17 protein-coding genes are annotated in these 20,731 nt (G+C 70.9%); 8 read left to right on the top strand and 9 right to left on the bottom strand.

The window, feature by feature from the left end:
- Window positions 1-48: 48 nt before the first annotated feature.
- From C2868_RS15985 to C2868_RS15975, 3 genes are all read left to right on the top strand, one after another.
- Window positions 49-576, top strand: coding sequence for a hypothetical protein (locus C2868_RS15985; protein WP_100809884.1), 528 nt, complete (start codon window positions 49-51; stop codon window positions 574-576).
- Between the two features lie 81 nt (window positions 577-657).
- Window positions 658-1,146 (top strand): SprT-like domain-containing protein, encoded by a 489-nt coding sequence (locus tag C2868_RS15980; RefSeq protein ID WP_100809883.1) that lies wholly within the window; start codon window positions 658-660, stop codon window positions 1,144-1,146.
- A 99-nt stretch (window positions 1,147-1,245) separates the two neighbouring features.
- Window positions 1,246-1,773, top strand: coding sequence for a hypothetical protein (locus C2868_RS15975; RefSeq protein ID WP_100809882.1), 528 nt, complete (start codon window positions 1,246-1,248; stop codon window positions 1,771-1,773).
- Between the two features lie 3 nt (window positions 1,774-1,776).
- Here C2868_RS15975 and C2868_RS15970 read toward each other — a convergent pair whose 3' ends face one another.
- The 5 genes from C2868_RS15970 to C2868_RS15950 all read right to left on the bottom strand — a co-directional run bounded on the left by C2868_RS15970 (window position 1,777) and on the right by C2868_RS15950 (window position 6,609).
- On the bottom strand, window positions 1,777-3,192 hold the full coding sequence (locus C2868_RS15970) for an FtsX-like permease family protein (RefSeq protein WP_232711101.1): 1,416 nt from the start codon (window positions 3,190-3,192) through the stop codon (window positions 1,777-1,779).
- A complete protein-coding gene (locus C2868_RS15965; protein WP_100809881.1) occupies window positions 3,189-4,010 on the bottom strand; it encodes an ABC transporter ATP-binding protein in 822 nt (273 codons plus the stop codon). Before C2868_RS15965 ends, C2868_RS15970 begins: the two co-directional genes overlap by 4 nt.
- A 130-nt stretch (window positions 4,011-4,140) precedes the next feature.
- A complete protein-coding gene (locus C2868_RS15960; protein ID WP_100809880.1) occupies window positions 4,141-4,800 on the bottom strand; it encodes a response regulator transcription factor in 660 nt (219 codons plus the stop codon).
- Complete coding sequence (locus tag C2868_RS15955) at window positions 4,797-6,086, bottom strand: sensor histidine kinase (RefSeq protein ID WP_100809879.1); 1,290 nt, start codon at window positions 6,084-6,086, stop codon at window positions 4,797-4,799. Before C2868_RS15955 ends, C2868_RS15960 begins: the two co-directional genes overlap by 4 nt.
- A gap of 76 nt (window positions 6,087-6,162) precedes the next feature.
- Complete coding sequence (locus tag C2868_RS15950) at window positions 6,163-6,609, bottom strand: Lrp/AsnC family transcriptional regulator (protein WP_103663578.1); 447 nt, start codon at window positions 6,607-6,609, stop codon at window positions 6,163-6,165.
- Between the two features lie 151 nt (window positions 6,610-6,760).
- Between C2868_RS15950 and C2868_RS15945 the strand changes: the two genes are divergently transcribed.
- Both C2868_RS15945 and C2868_RS15940 read left to right on the top strand, forming a co-directional pair.
- Complete coding sequence (locus C2868_RS15945) at window positions 6,761-8,155, top strand: DUF6421 family protein (RefSeq protein WP_100809878.1); 1,395 nt, start codon at window positions 6,761-6,763, stop codon at window positions 8,153-8,155.
- A 54-nt stretch (window positions 8,156-8,209) separates the two neighbouring features.
- Window positions 8,210-9,280, top strand: coding sequence for a low specificity L-threonine aldolase (locus tag C2868_RS15940; RefSeq protein ID WP_100809877.1), 1,071 nt, complete (start codon window positions 8,210-8,212; stop codon window positions 9,278-9,280).
- 27 nt (window positions 9,281-9,307) lie between these two features.
- Here the strand turns inward: C2868_RS15940 and C2868_RS15935 are convergent, their stop codons facing one another.
- The 3 genes from C2868_RS15935 to C2868_RS15925 form a co-directional block, all read right to left on the bottom strand.
- Window positions 9,308-10,663 carry a cell division initiation protein gene (locus C2868_RS15935; protein WP_146048094.1) on the bottom strand — a complete coding sequence of 452 codons (1,356 nt, stop codon included), beginning with the start codon at window positions 10,661-10,663 and terminating at the stop codon, window positions 9,308-9,310.
- A 328-nt stretch (window positions 10,664-10,991) separates the two neighbouring features.
- Window positions 10,992-11,831 (bottom strand): helix-turn-helix domain-containing protein, encoded by an 840-nt coding sequence (locus tag C2868_RS15930; RefSeq protein ID WP_100809875.1) that lies wholly within the window; start codon window positions 11,829-11,831, stop codon window positions 10,992-10,994.
- Between the two features lie 17 nt (window positions 11,832-11,848).
- Entirely contained in the window at window positions 11,849-12,514 is a 666-nt protein-coding gene (locus tag C2868_RS15925) for an NUDIX hydrolase family protein (RefSeq protein ID WP_100809874.1), read from the bottom strand.
- Window positions 12,515-12,666: 152 nt separating this feature from the next.
- Between C2868_RS15925 and C2868_RS15920 the strand changes: the two genes are divergently transcribed.
- A complete protein-coding gene (locus C2868_RS15920) occupies window positions 12,667-13,335 on the top strand; it encodes an alpha/beta hydrolase (protein WP_100809873.1) in 669 nt (222 codons plus the stop codon).
- Window positions 13,336-13,417: 82 nt separating this feature from the next.
- Here the strand turns inward: C2868_RS15920 and C2868_RS17525 are convergent, their stop codons facing one another.
- The gene (locus C2868_RS17525; protein WP_181003490.1) at window positions 13,418-14,950 is read right to left on the bottom strand and encodes a thioester domain-containing protein; all 1,533 of its coding nucleotides are present in this window, start codon (window positions 14,948-14,950) and stop codon (window positions 13,418-13,420) included.
- Between the two features lie 157 nt (window positions 14,951-15,107).
- On the opposite strand from C2868_RS17525, the gene C2868_RS15910 reads away from it, so the two are divergent.
- Window positions 15,108-19,949 carry a DEAD/DEAH box helicase gene (locus C2868_RS15910; protein ID WP_103663547.1) on the top strand — a complete coding sequence of 1,614 codons (4,842 nt, stop codon included), beginning with the start codon at window positions 15,108-15,110 and terminating at the stop codon, window positions 19,947-19,949.
- Window positions 19,942-20,715, top strand: coding sequence for a DNA-formamidopyrimidine glycosylase family protein (locus C2868_RS15905; protein WP_100809871.1), 774 nt, complete (start codon window positions 19,942-19,944; stop codon window positions 20,713-20,715). Before C2868_RS15910 ends, C2868_RS15905 begins: the two co-directional genes overlap by 8 nt.
- Window positions 20,716-20,731: the final 16 nt, after the last annotated feature.

Here is a 20,731-nt window from a genome sequence, read left to right as displayed (position 1 = left end):
CGAACCGTTGCACACTGGAGAGGCGAAACACGCGGTGAGGAGGTCACGATGAGCTATATCCACGGGTACGACCCCGACACCCTGCGTGAAATCGTCGACGCGAACGAGTGCCGGGAACGCCTGTTGGAGCTCGGTGATCAGCGCAGCCTGCCCGCCCTGCTCGAGCGCGTCTGGCTGCTGAAGGTGCTCGACCGCCTCGAAGACGCCAGTGTCGTCTCGGACGAGTCGGTGCGCGTCGCCCGCATGGCCGGCACGCGCAAGGACCTGCTTCGCGCCCGCATCCTGCACGCGACCGTGCAGCAGTGGCGCGGCGCGTACGCCGCGGCCGAACACGAACTGACGACCTGCGCCGGCGAGGCCGAGGGTCAGGGCTGGTCCGCGATCGCCGCGTTCTCGTACCAGCACCGCGGCAAGGTGCACTACGACGCCGGTGACTACGAGGCCGCGCGTCGGGACTTCAAACGTGCCCTGTTTCTGCGCCAGGAATCGGGCGCCCCGGATGAGCAGCTCGAGGCGACGCTGCTCGCCGTCGATGCGGCGGACCGTCGTCGCGCCCGGGCGTCGGTCGCGAGCTGAGTCACCGCGCAGCGGTGCGGTGCAACGGGCGCGTCTGACCGCGCGGCATCCGATGTCGTAGGGACGGTTTAGGTTTTCGACATGTCCGATCTGCAACGCGTGCGCACCTGGGCCGAAGCCCTCATCGCGCTCCACCTGGATGCTTCGTGGTCGTTCGGGTTCGACAACGCCAAACGCCGCGCGGGGCTCTGCGATTACACGCGCAAGCGGATCAGCGTTTCGCGCTACCTGTCGGCGCGGTACGACGACGACACGAATCACCAGACGCTGTTGCACGAGGTCGCTCACGCGGTCGCGGGGCCGGCCGCCGGGCACGGGCAGCGGTGGAAACAGGTGGCCCGCGAGCTGGGCTACGTCGGCGGCACGACGCACGCGGGTGAGACGGCGACCGAGCTCGCACCGTGGGTGGGGTTCTGCCCCGCCGGCCACGTCGCGTACCGGCATCGGAAGCCGACGCGGGCCGCGTCGTGTGTGAAGTGTGCGCCGCGATTCGACGAGCGTCACCTGTTCCGGTGGGAGAAGCGCGAGATCACGCCCGCCGAGCGCCTCGCCGCGATGAGGGAGCGCTGAGCCGGCCCCGCGCACGCCACGCAAGTCGCTTCGACGAGCTCAGCAACGGGCTCCGCTGCGCACACGCCGGACGGGCGGCACCGGTGCGACACTGGGGACATGCGCATCCTGCTCAAGCTCGTGATCGACTGCGACGCGGATGCGGCGTGGCGTGCCCTGCACTCGCCCCGCGCGGTGGCCGAGCTGTACGGCTCGCTCGTCCGCCTCGAGTCCGCCGAGACGGGCGGATTGCCGACGCGGTGGGAGCCGGGAACGGATGCCGTCGTCGACATGTCGTTCGCCGGGATCGTGCCGATGGGGCGACAGCTCATCCACGCGAGCGACCGGATCACGCGCGACTCGCGGGGCGAGGTACGGATCTTCCGGGACAGCGGCATTCCGCTCACCGGACCGCTCGCGTCGCTGGACGTCTGGGACCACCAGCTCGCCGTTGCGCCCGCCCCGGGCGACCCCTCCCGCACCCTCTGGCGCGAGCGCCTGACGATCGGCGGCCCGACCGCTCCCCTGCTCTGGCCCGGCCTGTGGGCCGCGTGGCAGTGGCGGGCCCAGCGCATCCGCTCGCTCGCGCCGTCGTGGGCCCACGACGTCGAGGCCACGTCCGCGGCCGAGCCCGGCCACACCGCCTGAGCCCTACTCGGCGAGGGCTTCGACCGGCGCAACCCTCGTTGCGAGCCGCGTCGGCACGACCGCGGCGACCAGGGTCAGCACGGCCGTGGCGCCGATGACGACGGCGATGGGCGCGATCGGCAGCGCGGGCAGAACCAGTGTTGCGGCCGCCCCGCCCGGGATGACGGGGACCGACCCGAGCAGCGACTGCGCGCCGGCCCACCCATAGACGACACCGAGCACGAGGCCGAGCGCGAGTGCCGCGATCGTGACGTGCGCCGCCTCGAACAGGATCATGCGGCGCACCTGACCGTTCGACAGGCCGAGCGAACGCAGCAGTCCGAGCTCACGGCGGCGCTGCACGACGCCGATCGTGAGCAGGTTCACGAGTCCGACGGCGGCGATGACGGCGGACACCCCGACGAGCGCCATCATGACGACCGAGAACGTATCCAGCAGCGAGGCCATGAACTCGGGCAGCTCGCCGCCCGCGGTGGCGGTGAGCACGGCTTTGGTCGAGGCGATCGCGACGGCGAACATCGTCACCAGGGTGACGCCCATGACCACGCCGATCGCCATGCGCGACGAGCGCTCCGGATGCCTCATCCCGTTCTCGGCGGCGAGCCGGGCGGTCGCAGACGAACCGAAGGCGCGCCCGACGAGTCGCAGGACCGGCGGCATCACGAGATGGGCCCCGAGGGCGAGGCCTGTGAACGACAGCAGACCGCCGAGGAATGCGATCACGACACCGAGCGGCGTCACGAGCCCGGCCACGATCCCGAGGGCGAGGAGCGCACCGCCGACGACGAAGAGGGTGATCGCGGCGACATTGCGGCCGGGTCGCCGCACGAGCTCCGAGTGGGCCCGCTCCACCGAGCCACCGAGCGCTTCGAGGGGGGTGACCGACAGGACGCGCCGTGAACCCGTCCAGGCGGCGGCCCAGGTCGTCACCGCGACGATCGCGGCGGGCAGCAGCAGCGTCGGCTGCACCAGCGCGAACGGAGCCCTCGGGGCATCCAGCAACGCATCCCCGATCGAGATTCCGGCCGCGGCGACGGCGGTGCCGACGAGCAGGCCGATGAACGCTCCGATGACCCCGACGACGAGACCCTGACGGGCGACTTCGGCGCGCTGCGATCGCGCAGAGGCGCCGATCAGCCGCATGAGCGCGATGTTGCGTACCCGGCCCGCGACGATCGTCGCGAACGTGTTCGCCGTCACGATCGCGGCGACGAACACGGCGACACCGACCAGGAGGACGGTGAGGATGCCGACGACGATCGCCAGCGTTTCGGATTCGCCGATGAACCTGTCCGCGAGCAGGATCGCTCCGATGTATCCGGTCGCCGCGATGAGGACGACCCCGAATGCGCTCGACAGCGCGGCGACGAGGATGCTCGCCCCCATCCCGCGTTCGCGGAGCCATGCGAGACGCGTCATGCCGACACCCCCTGCTCGTGCTCGTGCGCTCGCCCCGCGGCGTTCTCCGCGGCCCGTTCATCGGCGCGCTCGGTCGCGAGCATGTGCGCCGAGATCTGCTCGGCCGTCTGTCGGGATCGGTCCGCGACGATGCGTCCGTCACCCAGGAACAGCACGCGATCGGCGTGGCTCGCGGCGATCGGATCGTGCGTGACCATCGCGATGCTCTGCCCGTGCTCGCGCGCGGCCGCCGCCAGCAGCGCGAGCACCTCGCGCCCCGAGCGCGAGTCGAGGTTTCCGGTCGGCTCGTCGGCGAACACGAGGTCGGGCGCCGTGGCCAACGCGCGGGCGATCGCGACGCGCTGCTGCTGGCCGCCGCTCAGCTGATGCGGCCGGTGTCGCAGGCGGGCGCTCAGCCCGAGGGTCTCGACGAGGTCATCGATCCGGGCGCGCTCGAGGGCGCTCGGGCGCCGACCGTCGAGATCGAACGGCAGCATGATGTTACCGATAGCGTCGAGCGTGGGCACCAGGTTGAAGGCCTGGAACACGAAGCCCACCCGGCGCCGCCGCAGGATCGTCAGGTCGAGGTCGGAGGCTCCCGTGATCTCGACGTCGCCGATCCACGCGCGACCCGAGGTCGGGGCATCGAGCCCGGCCATGACGTGCATGAGCGTGGACTTGCCGGAACCGGACGGCCCCATGATCGCCGTGAACTCACCGCGACGGATGCCGACGGTGACATCGTCGAGCGCCCGCACCGTTCCCTCGCCGGATCCGTAGGACTTGGACAGGTTGTGCACGCGGGCGGCGAGCCCGAGGTCTGTTGAGGAGATCTGCATGTCTTCGACGCTATGGATCGCGCGGTACGGAGCGCGTCCGTCGCAGGTAGCCGCGGCATCCGTCTGAGGGATGACGTTCGTGTGGTCGCTGCGACGAATCCGGCGCGCGGAGGCGGCCCGGCCGGTCGGCTCAGGCGAGCCCGTGCTCGAACGCGAAGACGACCAGCTGCACGCGGTCGCGCAATCCGAGCTTGGCGAGGATACGGCTGATGTGGGTCTTCACGGTCGCCTCGGACAGGAACTCGCGGCCCGCGATCTCGCCGTTGCTGAGCCCGCGCGCGGCGAGCGCGAAGATCTCGCGTTCACGGTCGGTGAGCCCGCTGTAGGACGCCGGAACGGGACGCGGGGACTCGGCGAAGTGCGCGAACAGTTCGCGGGTGGCGGAGGCGGCGATCACGGCCGACCCCGCGTGCACCGTGCGGATCGCCGCGAGCAGGAACTCGGGGTCCGCGTCCTTCAGCAGGAAGCCGCTCGCCCCGCCCCGGATGGCACGCGCGGCCGCCTCGTCGAGGTCGAACGTGGTGAGCATCACGATGCGCGGCGGTCCGGACTGGTCGGGGCCGGAATATCGGGGATCGGCGAGGATCTCGGCCGTCGCACCGAGGCCGTCGAGCACGGGCATCCGGATGTCCATGAGCACGACGTCGGGATGGGTTTCGCCGATGACACGGATCGCCGCGCGCCCATCGGATGCCTCGGCGACGACCTCGAGGTCCGGCTGGGAGTCCACGAGCATGCGGATGCCCGCCCGGAAGAGCGCCTGATCGTCGACCAGTGCGACACGGATCACGCCGGCTCCCCCGCTGCGCGGGCGAACGGCCCGCCCGACGGAGCGATACTGAACGGGATCGAAGCGTTCACGACGAACTCGTGACCCGCCCGCCCGGCCGCGAGCGTTCCGCCCGCGAGCTGCGCCCGCTCGCGCATGCCGATCAGCCCGTGGCCCTGGCCCTGCCCCTGCGCCGCCGTCGGGCCGGAGGCATCGTCGCCTGTCACATGTGGCGGGTTGGCGTGCGCATCACCCGCCATTTGCGACAGGCGAATGCCGTTGCGGACGGTCAGGTCGACGCGCTCGGGGTGCCAGGCGAGGGCCACGGAGACATCGCCACCCGCGCCGTGTCGGAGGGCATTCGTGAGCGCCTCCTGCAGAATCCGGTAGAGCGCGAGCTGAACCGCGGCGGGGGGATCCGTCCGCGGCACGGGCTCGACGTCGACGCGCAGGGCAACGCCCGCCGCGCGCACCTGTGCGTAGAGCCCCTCCAGATCGGCGAGCGTCGGCTGCGGTCCGTCGGCCTGGCTGTGCCGCAGCTGCGTCAGCAGCAGGCGCACATCGGCGAGCGCCGCGCGCGCCGTCGTCGAGATCGTGCCGAGCGCGGATGCCGCGGCCGACGGGTCCGTCGCCGACGCATAGCGGGCGCCATCCGCCTGCGCGATGACGACCGCGAGCGAGTGGGCGACGACATCGTGCATATCGCGGGCGATCGTCGTGCGCTGATGCTCGGCGATCGCGTCCTCTTGCGCCCGTATCTGCGCTTCACGGTTCGCGCGCGCCCGGAGGGCCGTCCGTACGAGGGCTCCGACCGTCCACGACAGCAGCAGCGCGAAGGTCGCGGCGACCCACAGCGCCAGGCCGGCGACGAACGACTGGCCGAGGACGTCCGTGATGCTCCAGCCGCCGCGCAGCAGGGGCGGAACGATGAGATAGATCGAGATCAGGGTCGCCCCGACGATTCCCGAGGCGAACCCCAACCACATCACCACGCGCGATCCATAGGCTGCGGTCGCGTAGAGGACACCGAAGATCGCGATGTCCACGACGAGCGGCGGCATCCCGAATGCCATCTGGATCAGCGCCGCGACCCACACCGCCGCGAGCGCCAGTCCCGGCGATGCCCGCCGCAGCGAGAGCGCGGCGACGAGAACGAGAACGATGCAGGCGAGCGGCAAGCGTTCTCCCACCGAGCCCTCGATCCGCATCATGGCGAGCACGACGTCGAGAGCGAGTGCCGCCAGCACCACCAACACCGCCGCGGTTACGTCGATGGCGATCTGGTAGGGCTTGAGCGGGCGGAACACGCCTGTCACGCTACGGGAGCGTGGGAGCCGAGGCATCCGTCTGCGGATGTATCTCGCGCTGGACCCCATGCAGCGCTCACGCGGGCAGGATCGGGCGGTTCTCGTAGAACGTCTGCAGCACGACGGTCGTGCGGGTGCTCACCGAGGCCACTCCGCGGATGCGGCGGATGAGCGTCTCGAGCGCGCGCGGCGACGCGACCCGGACGAAGAGCATGTAGGCCGCGTTGCCCGCGATCGAGTGGCACGATTCGATCTCGGTGATGTGCTCGAGCCGCTCGGGCGCATCGTCGGGCTGCGCGAGGTCGAGCGGGGTGATCTCGATGAACGCTGCGAGCGGCTTTCCGACGGCCTCGACATCGACCACGGCGCGGTAGCCGGCGATCACGCCGCGTGTTTCGAGCCGACGCATGCGCGCCTGCACGGCCGAGACCGACAGGCCGACCGCCTCCGAGATTTGGGCGAGCGTGGCGCGGGCGTCGCGCGAGATCTCGCGCACGATCATCAGATCGACCGGGTCATCCAGGGTCGGTGGATGGGTCACCACGTCCTCTTCTTCCATGCCGCGAGCATAGCAACAGGAATATTTCCTGGCATTCAGCGCATCTGCGGTATGTCTTCCTAGAATCCTCGTGTGCCTCGTCCGAGAGATGCGAGGGCACGGAACGGAGAAGGTCATGACGATGGACGCGACACTGCTCGATGGCTCCCTGGGCGGCGTCGAGACGAGCGACGCGTGGATATCGCTCCGCGACGCCGCGACCGAACTCCAGGCGATCCAGGCACACGATGGCTCGATCCCCGACCCCGCGCACCGCGCCCGGGCCGCTCGGATGGTCGCGACGATCGTGCGCACCATCCGCGAGCTCGCACCCCTCTTTCCCCACGACTCGGCGTACCTCGAGGCATCCGTCACCGATTTCGAACGCTGGGCGGCGGATGGCTTCGGCGTCCCCGACTTCCTCGATTCGCTCGTCGCGTTCCAGCCGCAGCAGCACCGCGTCGATGGGCTGCGGCACCTCGTGATCTTTCCCATGTACACGCAGAACGGGTCGAGCAACCGGTTTGTGGAGGCTCTCATCGTCGAGACGATCTGGCCCGAGTTCATCGCACAGCTCGAGGCGAGCGACTACGCGAATCGCCTGTTCGTCTCGCTGCGCCTGATCGATTTCACCCCCGGCTACGACACCAACTCGGCCGTACTCTTTCCCGAAACGGTCGCGGTGCGCGAAGTCCCGACCTTCACGTGGGGCGCGATCTTCCAGGATCGCGAGGCGGCCCGCTACCGCCGGGTCGTTCGCGCGGCGGCCGACATCACCCGCCTCGCGCTGCCCGAGCAGGTCGCTCGCCTGCTGGATGACCAGGCCCTCGCCGAACGCACGTTCGTGATGTGGGACATCATCCACGACCGCACCCACATGCGCGGGGACCTGCCCTTCGACCCGTTCATGATCAAGCAGCGGATGCCGTACTTCCTGTACTCGCTCGAAGAACTGCGGTGCGACCTGACGGCGTTCCGCGAGTGCGTCGCGATCGAGAGGCGCCTCAGCGAGACGGGACCCCAGGAGCAGGCAACGACCGACGCGGAAACGCTCGAGCACGCCCAGCTCGTGCAGTACGCGGTGATCTTCGACCGCATCTTCCGGTTCGCGATCACCGGTTCGCGGGTGCGCAACTACGACGGGCTCGGTGGCCAGTTGCTGTTCGCGTGGCTGCACCAGCGCGGGGTCTTGCACTGGACCGACACACAGCTCGCCCTCGACTGGGACGAAGTGCCCGCCGCTGTCGTCGCCCTCGGCGACGCGATCGACGAGCTGTACTGGCGCTCGATCGACCGCCCGAAGACCGCGCACTGGCTGGCCGCGTACGACCTGATCCGGAGCGTGCTGGAACCCCACCCGGGCTCAATCTGGGCCGCGGGGCTGCCGCGCGACATCCTGATCGGTCCGCCGAAGGGCTTCACGGATGCCGTCATGGACGACGAGTTCCCCCTGTCGATGTTCTACGAGGCCCTCGACCGCAAGATGGCGCCGGTCATCGCGTCGACGACCGGCATCCGCGGGGATGCCTGACGCCCATGCCTGAGCGACGCCTGAGCTCCGCATCTCCCGATCTAGGCTGAGAGCGTGACTCGACTCCACGACGCCGCCGTGCGCGGCTTCGCCTCTGACAACTACTCCGGCATCCACCCCGACGTTCTCGCCGCGATCGCAACAGCGAACGAGGGCCACGAGGTCGCCTACGGAGAGGATGCCTACACCGCACGCCTGAACGACGTCATCGCCGACCGATTCGGCGAGGGCGCCGAGGCGTTCCCCGTCTTCAACGGAACGGGCGCGAACGTCGTCGGGCTGCAGTCGATGCTGCCGCGGTGGGGTGCGGTCGTCGCTGCCGCGAGCGCGCACATCAACGTCGACGAGGGCGGCGCCCCCGAGCGGGTCGCCGGCATCAAGCTGCTCACCGTGCCGACCGAGGACGGCAAGCTCACCCCCCAACTCGTCGACCGCGAGGCCTGGGGGTGGGGTGACGAGCACCGCGCACAACCCCTCGTCGTCTCGATCACGCAGTCGACCGAGCTCGGCACCGTCTACACGCCGGGCGAGGTCCGCGCGCTCGCCGACCACGCGCACGGACTCGGGATGCGGCTGCACATGGACGGCGCGCGCCTGTCGAACGCCGCGGCGTCCCTCGGGCTGCCGCTCCGCGCATTCACCCGGGATGCGGGAGTCGACGTCCTGAGCCTCGGTGGCACGAAGAACGGAGCGATGCTCGCCGAGGCGATCGTCGTGCTGGATCCCGAGGCATCCGAGGGCCTGAAGTTCCTGCGCAAGCTCAACATGCAGCTCGCGTCGAAGATGCGGTTCGTCTCGGCGCAGCTCATCGCGCTGTACGAGGACGACCTGTGGCTGCGCAACGCCGCGCACGCCAACGCGATGGCGGCGCGGCTGCGCGCGGGCATCGAGGCGGGCATCCAGGATGGCTCGATCCGGGGCGTGGCGTTCAGTCAGCCGACGCAGGCGAACGGCGTCTTCGCGACGCTGCCCGCGGGCGCTGCCGACCAGCTGCGGGAGCGGGTGCGGTTCTACGATTGGGATGCTGCGCGATCCGAGGTCCGCTGGGTGTGCTCGTTCGACACGGAGCCTTCCGACATCGACGCGTTCGTCGCCGACATCGCGCGGGTCACGAGCGCCGTCTAGACCTACCCGGGGGCGCTGGTCGGCCCGTCAGGACTTCTGGGACGAGACCTCGGGCTCAGGCTCAGGCTCAGGCTCAGGCGCGGGCGCGGGCTCGGACTCGGGCTCGGGCTCGGGCTGGGTATCGGTCTCGGCGACACCGCCCGCCGAGGCATCCTCGTCCTCGGCATCATGATCGTCGTCCAGCGGCACCTCGCCGCGGATGAGCTCCTTGACGCCGGCCATGAAGCTCGACATCTCGTGCTGCTGCCACCGCAGCTGACGCGTGCGGTCCTCGGCGTCGCGAAGCACGCCGACCGAGTGCGTCGTGACCATGTCGATGATGCGCTGCGCTTTGTCGCGCGCCCGATCGAGCTGTTCGTTGGCACGCACGTTCGCGTCGGCCTCGACCTGCGCCGCCTGGGCCCTCGCGAGCCGCTCGTAGTCCTCGGCCTTCGCCGAGATCCGCTGCGCGTGCTCGAGGGATGCCGCGACCTGCTCGTTCGCGTCCTGCGTGATGCGCTCCGCGTGGGCGACCGCCTGGTTGTGCAGCACGAGGAACTCCTGCTGCGCGTCATCCTGACGCCGCGTCAGCGACTCCTCGAACTCGAGCACGCGCGCCCGCATCTCACGGACCGCTGCCTCGGCATCGGCACGGTCCTGGGCGGTCTCGCGCGAGACGAGGGCCCGCAACGCGGCGGCGCCCTTCTCGGCCTCGGTGCGGATCGCGGCGGCCTCCTGCTCGGCCTGTGCCACCTTCTCGGCGGCGTGCGCGCGTTCCCGCTCGAGCATCGCCTCGTGCGCCGTCAGTTCGGTCTCGATGCGGAGACGGGCCTGCTGGGCATCGCTCTCGGCCTGCGATCGGATCGCCTCGGCATCCGCTTCCGCCTCGCGTCGCCGCGTCCGGATCTCTTCGCGCGCCGATTCGAGCAGTCGCTCGGTCTGCACGGTCGCGTTCTTGATCAGCACACTCGCCTGCCCCTCGGCGACGCGCAGGATCTCTTCGAACTGCTGACGGCCCTCGGATGCCTCGGACGTCGCGCCGACCAGCTCGTCACTCAGCGCCTGCACCTGCTGCTCGATCTCGGCGGACTTCGCCTGCGCTTCACGCAGATCGGCCTCGAGCTGCTCGATCGACTGACGGGCCTGCGTCAGCTCGCGACTGCGGGTCGTGGCTGCTTTCTCGCCGCGCCGGATCCGCGCCTCGAGCGCCGAGACGCGCTCGCCACGCTCATGCAGACGCGCCGTGAGGGTCGAGATCGCGGCATCGACCTCGTGCTTCTCATACCCACGAAAGGCCGTCGTGAACGAGAGGACGTCGCCCTGCGCCCCGGCTCCACCGATCAGCTCGTCGAAGGCCGATGCGCCGTCGCCCGCCTGCTCGTTTCCCGCGTTCTGCGTGGTCATGTGCACGATCCCGTCTCTCCGCTTCCGGACCCCGGCCAGGAAGCACCATCGCCCGATCTTCCGCCACGCACGCACGCGTCCGGCCCCCCGACGAGGGCGGCGCGGTTTCCGCCTCGCACCGCGCCGGGTATGCGCGGAACGAGGATGAGTTGCACGAGCCAACCGCGGGCGGATGACGGTGATCGGGTGTTGCGTAGCGGGTGCCGCCCGATCAGGACGAACAATACCGCTACGAGCTATCCGCAACGAGAACGCATCCACAGCTCCGGACGGAAACGGCGCCCAGCCGAATGCCCGCCCGCGGCCTCATCGTGGAAACGCTGCAGGGTCAGCGTCCTCCGGGCCGACCCGTCACGAGCGACGCGAGAGTCGGCCGCCAGTGCCGCGAAACGTAGTCCACCGCTTCGTGCACGCCCAGTGCACGCGTGGAGTTGCCGACCCGCACCCACAGGTCCGTGACGGGCCCGCCATCGCGCGGCGACGTCAAGAACACCGGCTTCGGCGACGGCGGGCAGTTGAGGGCGCACACCGTTCCCGCATCCGGAAGCGTCGCGAACTGGACGTGCGGCAGCGCGGCCGCGTTGCGACCCACGAACGCCGACAACAGGTCGCGCAGCCACAGTTCGAACCGGTCGTGATCGGGTGTCCGCAGCGTCGCCAGGTCACGCTCCAGCCCGCGCACGACGCCGTCGTCGCTCGCGCCGATCACCAGCACGCCGCCGGTGCTGTTCAGGAACGCGGCGACCGTCTTGGCGATCGCAAGCTCCATCCGCGGGTCTTTCTTGTTCTCGCGGACATTCCACCGGGCGGTCTCTTTGAACTCGACCTGATCCGATTCGCCCGCGGCGAGGACCGCCGCGACATCCACGTCGCCGTAGTCCGGTCGGACGAGCGCCGCGACAGCCGCCGCGACGAACGCGAGCCCGATGCTCGACCCGAACGCCAGCAGCAGCGTCGTCGGCATCCAGAGGTACTGACCATAGAAGAACAGCCCCGCGATGAAGAGCCCGACGCTGATGCCGAGCAGCGAGATCAGCGCCATCGTGGTCAAGCTCAGCCGCAGTCGACGCCCGAAGAGCCTGCGCACGACCCACGCGACGGCGTACGCGAACGCGAGCGCGACGGGCAGAGCGACGGCGAACTCGACGAGGAGGGGGCTCTGAGGCATCCGCTATTCGCTCCCGCTCAGCGCAGGGCGCCGACGCTCGCGAGCGCGAGACGGACGAGCGTGCCGCGGCCGCCCTCCATCTCGGCGGCCAGCGCGTCCGACGCGGCCTCTTCCGGCGACATCCACGTGACCTCGAGCGCGTCCTGTCGCGGCTCGCACGTTCCCGTCACGGGCACGACGAAGGCGAGCGAGACGGCGTGCTGACGATCGTCGTGGAAGGCGGTGATGCCGGGGATCGGCAGGTACTCGGCGACGGTGAAGGGCGTCGCCTGAGGGGGGAGCAGGGGGAAGGCCATGGGGCCGAGGTCGTTCTCGAGATGACGGAAGAGCGCGTCGCGCACCGTCTCGCCGTGCCGCACGCGACCGCTGACGAGCGAGCGGGTGATCTCGCCCACGGGGGTGGCCCGCAGCAGGATGCCGACCTCGATGACCGAGCCGACGCCATCCGTCCGCACCGGTACCGCCTCGACGTAGAGCATCGGCAGCCGCCGCCGCGCCTCGGCGAGCTCGACCTCGCTCAGCCATCCGGGGTTCGCCGCGCTGCCCGCGGTCGGCGAACCGAAGGAGCCGTCGTCGCGCGGATCGCTCGAACGCCCGAAAGATGCGCCCATGCCGCTCAACCGATCGCGCCCATCGGGGCCGTCGTCTTCGGAGGGATCGGGGTCTGGGGTGCGCACCGGCATGTCTCTTGTATACCTCAGGCGCTCGCGCCAGCCCGTACATCAGGAAGGATCCCTGGGACGGATGTGGCGGAAGTGGCGGCCGCAGAGCATCGTCAGCCCCGTGCGGGACACCGTTCCTTCGTCGTGTCCGCGGGGTTTGCCAGGATAGGGGCATGTCGCCCGAGCCACCTGCCCTCGATCCGCCGCACCTCGATCCAGACGCCGCGCTGTGGTCGGATGCCCCGACCGGGCGCCCCTTGCTGGTGCTGCTGCACGGTTATGGGTCGGACGAGCGCGACCTGTTCGGCCTGGTTCCCCACCTTCCGCCCGCTTTCGTCTTCGCGGCGCCACGCGCACCCCTGTCGCCGCCCTGGCCGGCCCCGGGCTACTCGTGGTACGCCCTCGATGGACTCAACGGCCGCGACTCCGCCACCGTGACGCGCGCCGCCGAGCGGCTCTGCGCCTGGCTCGACGATCATGCGGGCGGGGCGACCTCGATCGGGCTCCTCGGTTTCTCGCAGGGCGCGGCGATCGCCCTCCAGGCGCTGCGGCTGCAGCCCGAGCGGTTCGCGTTCGCGGTCAATCTCAGCGGGTACGCGAGTACGGGAACCCTGCCGGGCGACGAGGTCCTCGCGGCCACTCGACCGCCCGTCTTCTGGGGGAGGGGAACGCACGACGACGTCATCCCCGAACCCCTCATCGCCCAGACGACCGCGTGGCTGCCCGGGCACAGCACCCTGAGCGGGTCGGTCTATCCGGGCCTGACGCACAGCGTCTCGCAGGCCGAACTCGATGATGTCCGCGGCTTTCTCGAGGCGCGGCTGAAGGACGCCTCCGACTGACCTCGGCGCGCCTGCTCCGCACGCGCCTGCTCCGCACGCGCTCGTTCAGCCCGTGCGCGGTTGCACCCCGTGTGCCGCGCGGTCAGCCCGTGCGCCGCGACGTTCGGGCACGACGCGCGAAAAGCACGAGCGCCAGTCCGCCCGCGAGGAGCGAGATCGGCACCGCCCACGGCAGGGCCGCGCCGCCGGTATCGGGCAGCGACGACGGGGTGGGGGTGCCGGTCGGGGTCGACGTGGGTGTGGGGGTGGGCGTCGGCTCAGGAAGGGCGAAGTCCTGGGTGACGACGATCGTGCCCGTCGCGAGATCGGCGATCGTGACCGAGGTCGGAACCGTCGTGGAACGCGCGAGCGCGGCGGTCGCGTTCGCGCCGCTCGCCGTGGTCGTCACGGTGCACACGGTGCCCGCCGCGAGGGGTGTCATCGTGATCGCGTCGTAGGTCGCGGCCGCGCTGCCCGCGGGCACGGTCCCCGCCGCCGTCGTGAGGGTCCCGCCCGTATCGCACCGGGCTTCGACGGTGACCGCCGACTGGCGTCCCGCCGCGGCCCCGGCGACGACGACGTCCACCTGCAGTGTCCCGGCCGCGAAGGGCGTGATCGCGGCGGCGGCGCGCACCGGAACGTTCGCCTGGACGGCGAGGATCAACTTCTGCGCGCTCGTACGCCCCGGGTTGCCACCGTCGTAGAGGAACACGTTCCCCCCGACGACCGACTCGACGGCCGAGAGGGCGAAGCCCTCGGTGGCGGTCGGCGAGACGTGATGCGCCCAGAGCTCGGCGCCCTGGGCGACGCTGTCGCCGGGCAGGACGGGAATCGTGCCGGCTGCGTCGGCGAAGACCTCGACGCCCGACGTACTGAGGGTGGAGGACGCGACGCTGCCCCCGACGGCGAACGGACCGACGAGCTGGCCGGTGGTCGGGGCATCCGCGGCGTCCGGAGTGAGCGTCAGCGTCGGGGGCACGGGCGCCGGCGCGGGTGCGGGTGGCGGGCCGTTCACGGCGGCCAGTGTCGCGTCGACGATCGCCTTGATCGCGTTGTGCTCGGCCGGGTACGACGTCGGAACGACGAAGCTGTCGGTGAAGTACCAGATCGCACCCTGCACGGCTTGCACCTTCTCGACGTCGGTGCCCGTCGAGGGCGCACCGGGCACGGCCGGATAGTAGTTCTCGAGGATGTGCGTGACGTACGACAGGTTCGGCACGTTCGCCTCGGTCCAGTCGCCCAGTTCGTAGTGCACACCGATCTCGGTCTCTGTCGTGAGGTCGATGCAGTACGTGAGCAGGTCCTGACGCCCGGGCACGCCGGGGTCGTCGAGCACGATCTGCGCCGTCTCGACCGGCCGGAAGTTCGTGATTCCGCTCGTGGGGTAAGGGGTGGTGGCGGGATCGATCGTCACGTGCCCGCCGTACAGCCCGCCCTGGTGCAGCATCTCGACGATCGTCGCCTCGGTCGCGGGTCCGGCGGGGTCCGTCACCCCCGCGCCATCCGCGTCCGGAACGGCGAGGGCGGGGCTCGCGACCGCGCCGGTCAGGAGCAGCGCGACGAGGACGGCTGCGGCGACCGCTGGGCGGCGGGCGGATCGAGTCGATCCACGGCGGAGTCGACGAGACGCGATCATGACACTCCTGGTCTCACGGCGAAGGCGACCGGACGGGTCCGGCGACGTTCGCGTCCACTCTCTCAAGCGTTGCCGGCTCGGTGCGTATGGCGCACCGCAGAATGTCTCGCGGTGAAAGACCGGCGCCGATGTCGGCGCGGGGGACGAAGATGGATGGATGGCCGATGTCTGGGCGAAGTTCGGTCCTGCCACGCAGGACTGGTTTCGCGGCGCCTTTCTCGAGCCCACACCGGCACAGGTCGGTGCATGGGGGGCCATTTCGGCCGGGCGGCATGCCCTCGTCGTCGCCCCGACCGGCTCGGGCAAGACGCTGTCGGCGTTCCTCTGGGCGATCGACCGGGTCTTTCGTGAGAAGCCCCTCGAGGCCGAGGCCCCGTCCGGGCGCCGTCGACGAGCGGATGTTCCACGCCCGACCACCGGCATCCTCTACATCTCTCCCCTCAAGGCCCTCGGGGTCGACGTCGAGCGCAATCTGCGCTCGCCCCTCGTCGGCATCGGGCAGTCCGCGCGTCGCCTGGGGATCGCGCTGCCCGAGGTCACGGTGGGGGTGCGATCGGGCGATACCCCCTCGAACGAGCGGCGTCGGCTGGTCCAGAACCCGCCCGACATCCTGATCACAACCCCCGAGTCGCTCTACCTGATGCTCACGAGCCAGGCGGGCGAGACGTTGCGGGGCGTGCACACGGTGATCGTCGACGAGGTTCATGCCGTCGCCGCAACCAAGCGCGGCGCGCATCTCGCCGTCAGTCTCGAGCGGCTCGATGCCATGCTCGAGCGTCCCGCGCAGCGCATCGGACTATCGGCGACCGTGCGTCCGATCGACGAGGTCGCCCGCTTCCTCGGTGGGGCGGCACCGGTGGACATCGTCGCCCCACCCGCGTCGAAGACGTTCGATCTGCGCGTGACGGTCCCGATCGACGACATGCTCAATCCGCCCCCGCCACCCGGATCTGGTGCGCCCGGTTCATCAGCGCCGGGCGATGACGTTGGGGGCGACGCCGGCGGAGACGGTGCCGCTGGTGGAGACGGCGACGAGTGGTACGCCGCCGACAGCCGACTGCGGCCCGAGGCGACCGAGATGACCGGGTCGGTGTGGCCGCACGTCGAAGAGGCCATCGTCGACCGCATCCTCGAGAACCGCTCGACGATCGTGTTCTCGAACTCACGAAGGCTGGCCGAGCGCCTCACCGGCCGTTTGAACGAGATCTACTCCGAGCGTCTCGGTCTCGAGATGCCCGACCCCGCGGTCCCCGCGGCCATGATGGCGCAGGCCGGCTCGACCGCGGGGGCCGACCCCGTGCTCGCCCGCGCCCACCACGGGTCTGTGTCGAAAGAACAGCGCGCGCAGGTCGAAGAAGAACTCAAGGCGGGGCGCCTGCGCTGTGTCGTCGCGACCAGCAGCCTCGAGCTCGGCATCGACATGGGCGCGGTCGACCTGGTGATCCAGGTCGAGTCGCCGCCGTCGGCCGCGAGCGGGCTGCAGCGCATCGGGCGTGCGGGTCACCAGGTGGGCGAGGTCAGTCGCGCGTTCCTCTTCCCCAAGCACCGTGCCGACGTGCTGCACACCGCGATCGTGACCGAGCGCATGCTCGCCGGACGCATCGAGTCGATCTCGGTGCCGCAGAATCCTCTCGACATCCTGGCTCAGCAGACCGTCGCGGCGTGCGCGCTCGGGGCGATCGACGTCGAGGACTGGTACGAGTCGGTGCGCAAGAGCGCCCCCTTCCGAACGCTGCCGCGCTCGGCGTACGAGGCCACGCTCGACCTGCTCGCCGGGCGCTACCCCTCGGACGAATTCGCAGAACTCCGACCCCGCGTCGTCTGGGATCGCGATGCCGGAACGCTGACGGGCCGCCCGGGCGCCCAGCGACTGGCGGTGACGAGCGGCGGCACGATCCCCGACCGTGGTCTCTTCGGCGTCTTCGTCGCGGGCGAGTCGCGCGGCGGCCGCGTCGGCGAACTCGACGAAGAGATGGTCTACGAGTCACGCGTCAACGACGTGTTCACCCTGGGGACGACGAGTTGGCGGATCGTGGAGATCACCCACGATCGCGTGAACGTCGTGCCCGCTTTCGGACAACCCGGCAAGCTGCCGTTCTGGCACGGCGACGGCCTCGGGCGTCCCGCCGAGCTCGGCGAGGCGCTCGGCAGGTTCTCGAAGGATCTGTCCGAGGCGGCGCCCGAAGCTGCTCGCGGCCGACTGCGCGACGACGGCCTCGACGAGCGGGCGATCGACAACCTGTTGGCATATCTGGCCGAGCAGCGTGAGGCGACCGGCACGCTACCGACCGACACGACCTTCACGGTCGAGCGCGGGCGCGACGAGGTCGGCGACTGGCGCATCATCCTGCATTCCCCGTACGGCATGAGTGTGCACGCACCGTGGGCCCTCGCCGTCAACGCGCGGATCCGCGAGCGCCTCGGCGTCGAGGGATCCGCGGTTGCGAGCGACGATGGCATCATCGCGCGAGTCCCCGATGCTGCGGCCGAGCCGCCCGGCGCCGAACTCTTCGTCTTCGAAGCGGACGAACTCGAACAGATCGTCACCGACGAGGTGGGCGGATCCGCGCTCTTCGCCTCGAGATTCCGCGAGTGCGCGGCACGCGCGCTGCTGATGCCGCGCGTCAACCCGAACAAGCGCAGCCCGCTCTGGCAGCAACGCCAGCGATCGGCACAGCTGCTCGAGGTCGCGCGGAGGCATCCGACGTTCCCGATCATCCTCGAGACGCTCCGCGAGGTGCTGCAGGACGTCTACGACCTGCCCGCGCTTCTGGGTCTGGCGCGCGGAATCGCCGAGCGCCGCATCCGCCTGGTCGAAACGACCACGACCCAGCCCTCGCCGTTCGCGCGCGATCTGCTGTTCGGATACGTCGGGGCCTTCATGTACGAGGGCGACTCGCCCCTGGCCGAGCGCCGCGCGGCGGCCCTGTCGGTCGACCCGGCGTTGCTGTCCGAGCTACTCGGCCGCATCGAGATGCGGGAACTGCTCGACCCCGACGTCATCGCGCAGTTCGAGAACGAGGCACAACGGCTCGATCCCTCGCGCCGCGTCCACGGCATCGAGGGTGTCGCCGATCTGCTGCGGATGCTCGGGCCGCTGGATGCCGCCGAGGTCGCCGCCCGCCTGGTCCCGGGCGATGCGGACGTGTCCGCCGTGCGCACGGTACGGGCGGATCCGGCTGGTCCCGCGGCCCCGGCCGCGGAATCGGCAACGGGCTCGACCGCGGACTCCACCGCGGACGGCCCCGCACCGGCACTGCCCGCCGCAACGGAGGCCGAGGCATCCGCTCTGCTCGCGACCCTCGTGGACTCGCGCCGCGCGATAGCCGTCACGATCGGCGGCACGCACCGGGTCGCGGCTATCGAGGACGCGGGGCGCTTGCGTGACGCGCTCGGGGCGGCGCTTCCCGTCGGCATCCCGCTCGCCTTCCTCGAGCCGACCGAGGACCCGCTCGGCGACCTCGTCGCCCGCCACGCCCGCACGCACGCGCCCTTCGCGGTGGATGCGGTCGCCGGTCGGCTGGGGATCGGCCCCGCGGTGGCGAGGCACACGCTGCTCCGCCTGGAATCGCAGGGTCGGGTGACGAGTGGATTCTTCCTGCCGGCGAGCGCCGACCGGCGAGACGAGACCGAGTGGTGCGATAGCGAGGTCCTGCGCCGCCTGCGCATGCGTTCCCTCGCCGCCATCCGCGGCAGTGTCGAGCCCGTGCCCCCCGAGGCCTTCGCGCGGTTCCTGCCCGTGTGGCAGCACGTCGCGCGGCCCCTGTCGGGAATCGACGGGGTGGTCGCCGCGATCGATCAGCTCGCGGGCGTACCGCTCCCGGCGAGTGCGTGGGAGTCTCTCGTGCTGCCGTCGCGCGTGTCGGACTACACTCCGGGACTTCTCGACGAGCTCACCGCCGCCGGTGAGGTCATCTGGTCCGGCCACGGCTCGCTGCCGGGCCGCGACGGATGGGTCGCGCTCCACCCCGCGGACGCCGCGCCGTACACGCTCGCGCTGCCCGAAAACGAGCCCGCCGACGGATCACTCGATCGGCGCGTGCTCGAGGCCCTGGCCGTGGGCGGCGCGTATTTCGCATCCCAGCTGCGCGATGCCGCGGAGGCCGAGAACGAGCAGTCCGTGACGGATGCCCTGTGGCGCCTCACCTGGTCGGGTCATGTCACGAACGACACCTTCGCACCCCTCCGCGCCCTCACGAGCGGCGGATCTCAAGCGCATCGCACGACACGACGCCCACCCCGCGCTCGCCTGTTCCGGGGCGCCGCCCTACCCCGTCCGGCCGCTCCCCCACGGCCGACAGGCATCGGGGGACGCTGGTCGCTCCTGCCACAGCCCGAGGCGGATGCTTCGGCCCGGGCGACCGCATCCGCCGCTCTGCTGCTCGACCGCTACGGCGTCGTCACCCGTGGTTCGGTGCAGTCAGAGGGGATCGCGGGCGGATTCGCGCAGGCCTATCGAGTGCTGGCGGGCTTCGAACAGGCCGGACACTGCCGCCGGGGCTATCTGATCGAAGGTCTGGGAGCCGCTCAATTCGCCGCATCCGCGACGATCGACCGGCTCCGCGAGTTCGCGGCCCTGCCCGACCCGGCGCCGCTACGTGCCGTCACGCTCGCGGCCACCGACCCCGCGAATCCGTACGGCGCCGCCCTCCCCTGGCCGGTCATCGAGGGGGTCACCCATCGGCCCGGGCGCAAGGCCGGCGGCATCGTCGTCGTCGTCGACGGCGAGCTCGCCGCGTACCTCGAGCGCGGCGGCAAGAGCGCGCTCGTCTTCACCGAAGATGAGGAGGTCCTCGCCGCGGCGGCGCTCGACCTCGCGACGACGGCTCGCGCCCGACGCCTCGACACGCTGACCGTCGAGCAGGTCAACGGCGTGTTCGTCTATGGCTCGGCCACCGCACGCGCGCTGCGCGCCGCGGGTTTCGTGGAGTCCCCGCGCGGCCTCACCCTGCGCCGCACGACGGCGGGCGACGCCGTCCGGGCGGGCGCTCGTGCCTGAGGGCGATACGGTCTTCCGCGCCGCGCGGCGCCTCTCCGAGGCCCTCGCCGGTTCGATCGTGACACGGTTCGACATCCGGGTGCCCGGCAGCGCGACCGCCGACCTGCGGGGCGAGACCGTGCACGAGGTGGTGCCCCGCGGCAAGCACCTCTTGCATCGCATCGGTGATTTCACGTTGCACTCCCACCTCAAGATGGAGGGCGAGTGGCACCTCTATCGGCGGGGTGAGAAATGGCGCAGGCCCGCGTTCCAAGCGCGCGCGATCGTGGGGAACGACGCCTGGGATGCGGTGGGCTTCGAGCTCGCGATGGTCGAGGTGCTGCCCACCCACGACGAGGACCGCGTCATCGGCCACCTCGGGCCCGACCCGCTCGCCGACGATTGGGACCCGGTCGAAGCCGCGCGGCTTCTCGCCGCTGATCCCCGACCCGTCCACGTCGCCCTGCTCGATCAGCGCACGGTGGCCGGGTTCGGCAACGAGTACGCGAACGAGATCCTGTTCGTTCGAGGCATCCTGCCCGCTCGCCCGGCAACCGAGGTCGACGCGGCCGCGGTCATCGACGTGGGCGCGCGGATGCTCCGCGCCAACCGCGACCGCACGCCCCGAACCTTCACGGGCGACGCCCGCGCGGGGCGCACGACCTGGGTGTACGGGCGCGCTCGGCGCCCATGCCGTCGCTGCGGCACGACGATCCGCGAGGGCTCACTCGGGGCGACGGCGACGTCGGAGCGGAACGTGTTCTGGTGCCCGAACTGCCAGACGTGACGGCCGATCCGCTCCC

Source organism: Microbacterium sp. CJ77 (assembly GCF_002911615.1).
Classification (GTDB): Bacteria; Actinomycetota; Actinomycetes; order Actinomycetales; family Microbacteriaceae; genus Microbacterium.
The sequence above is the reverse complement of the archived record's forward strand: the minus strand, read 5'-3'. Positions and strand labels throughout refer to the sequence as shown.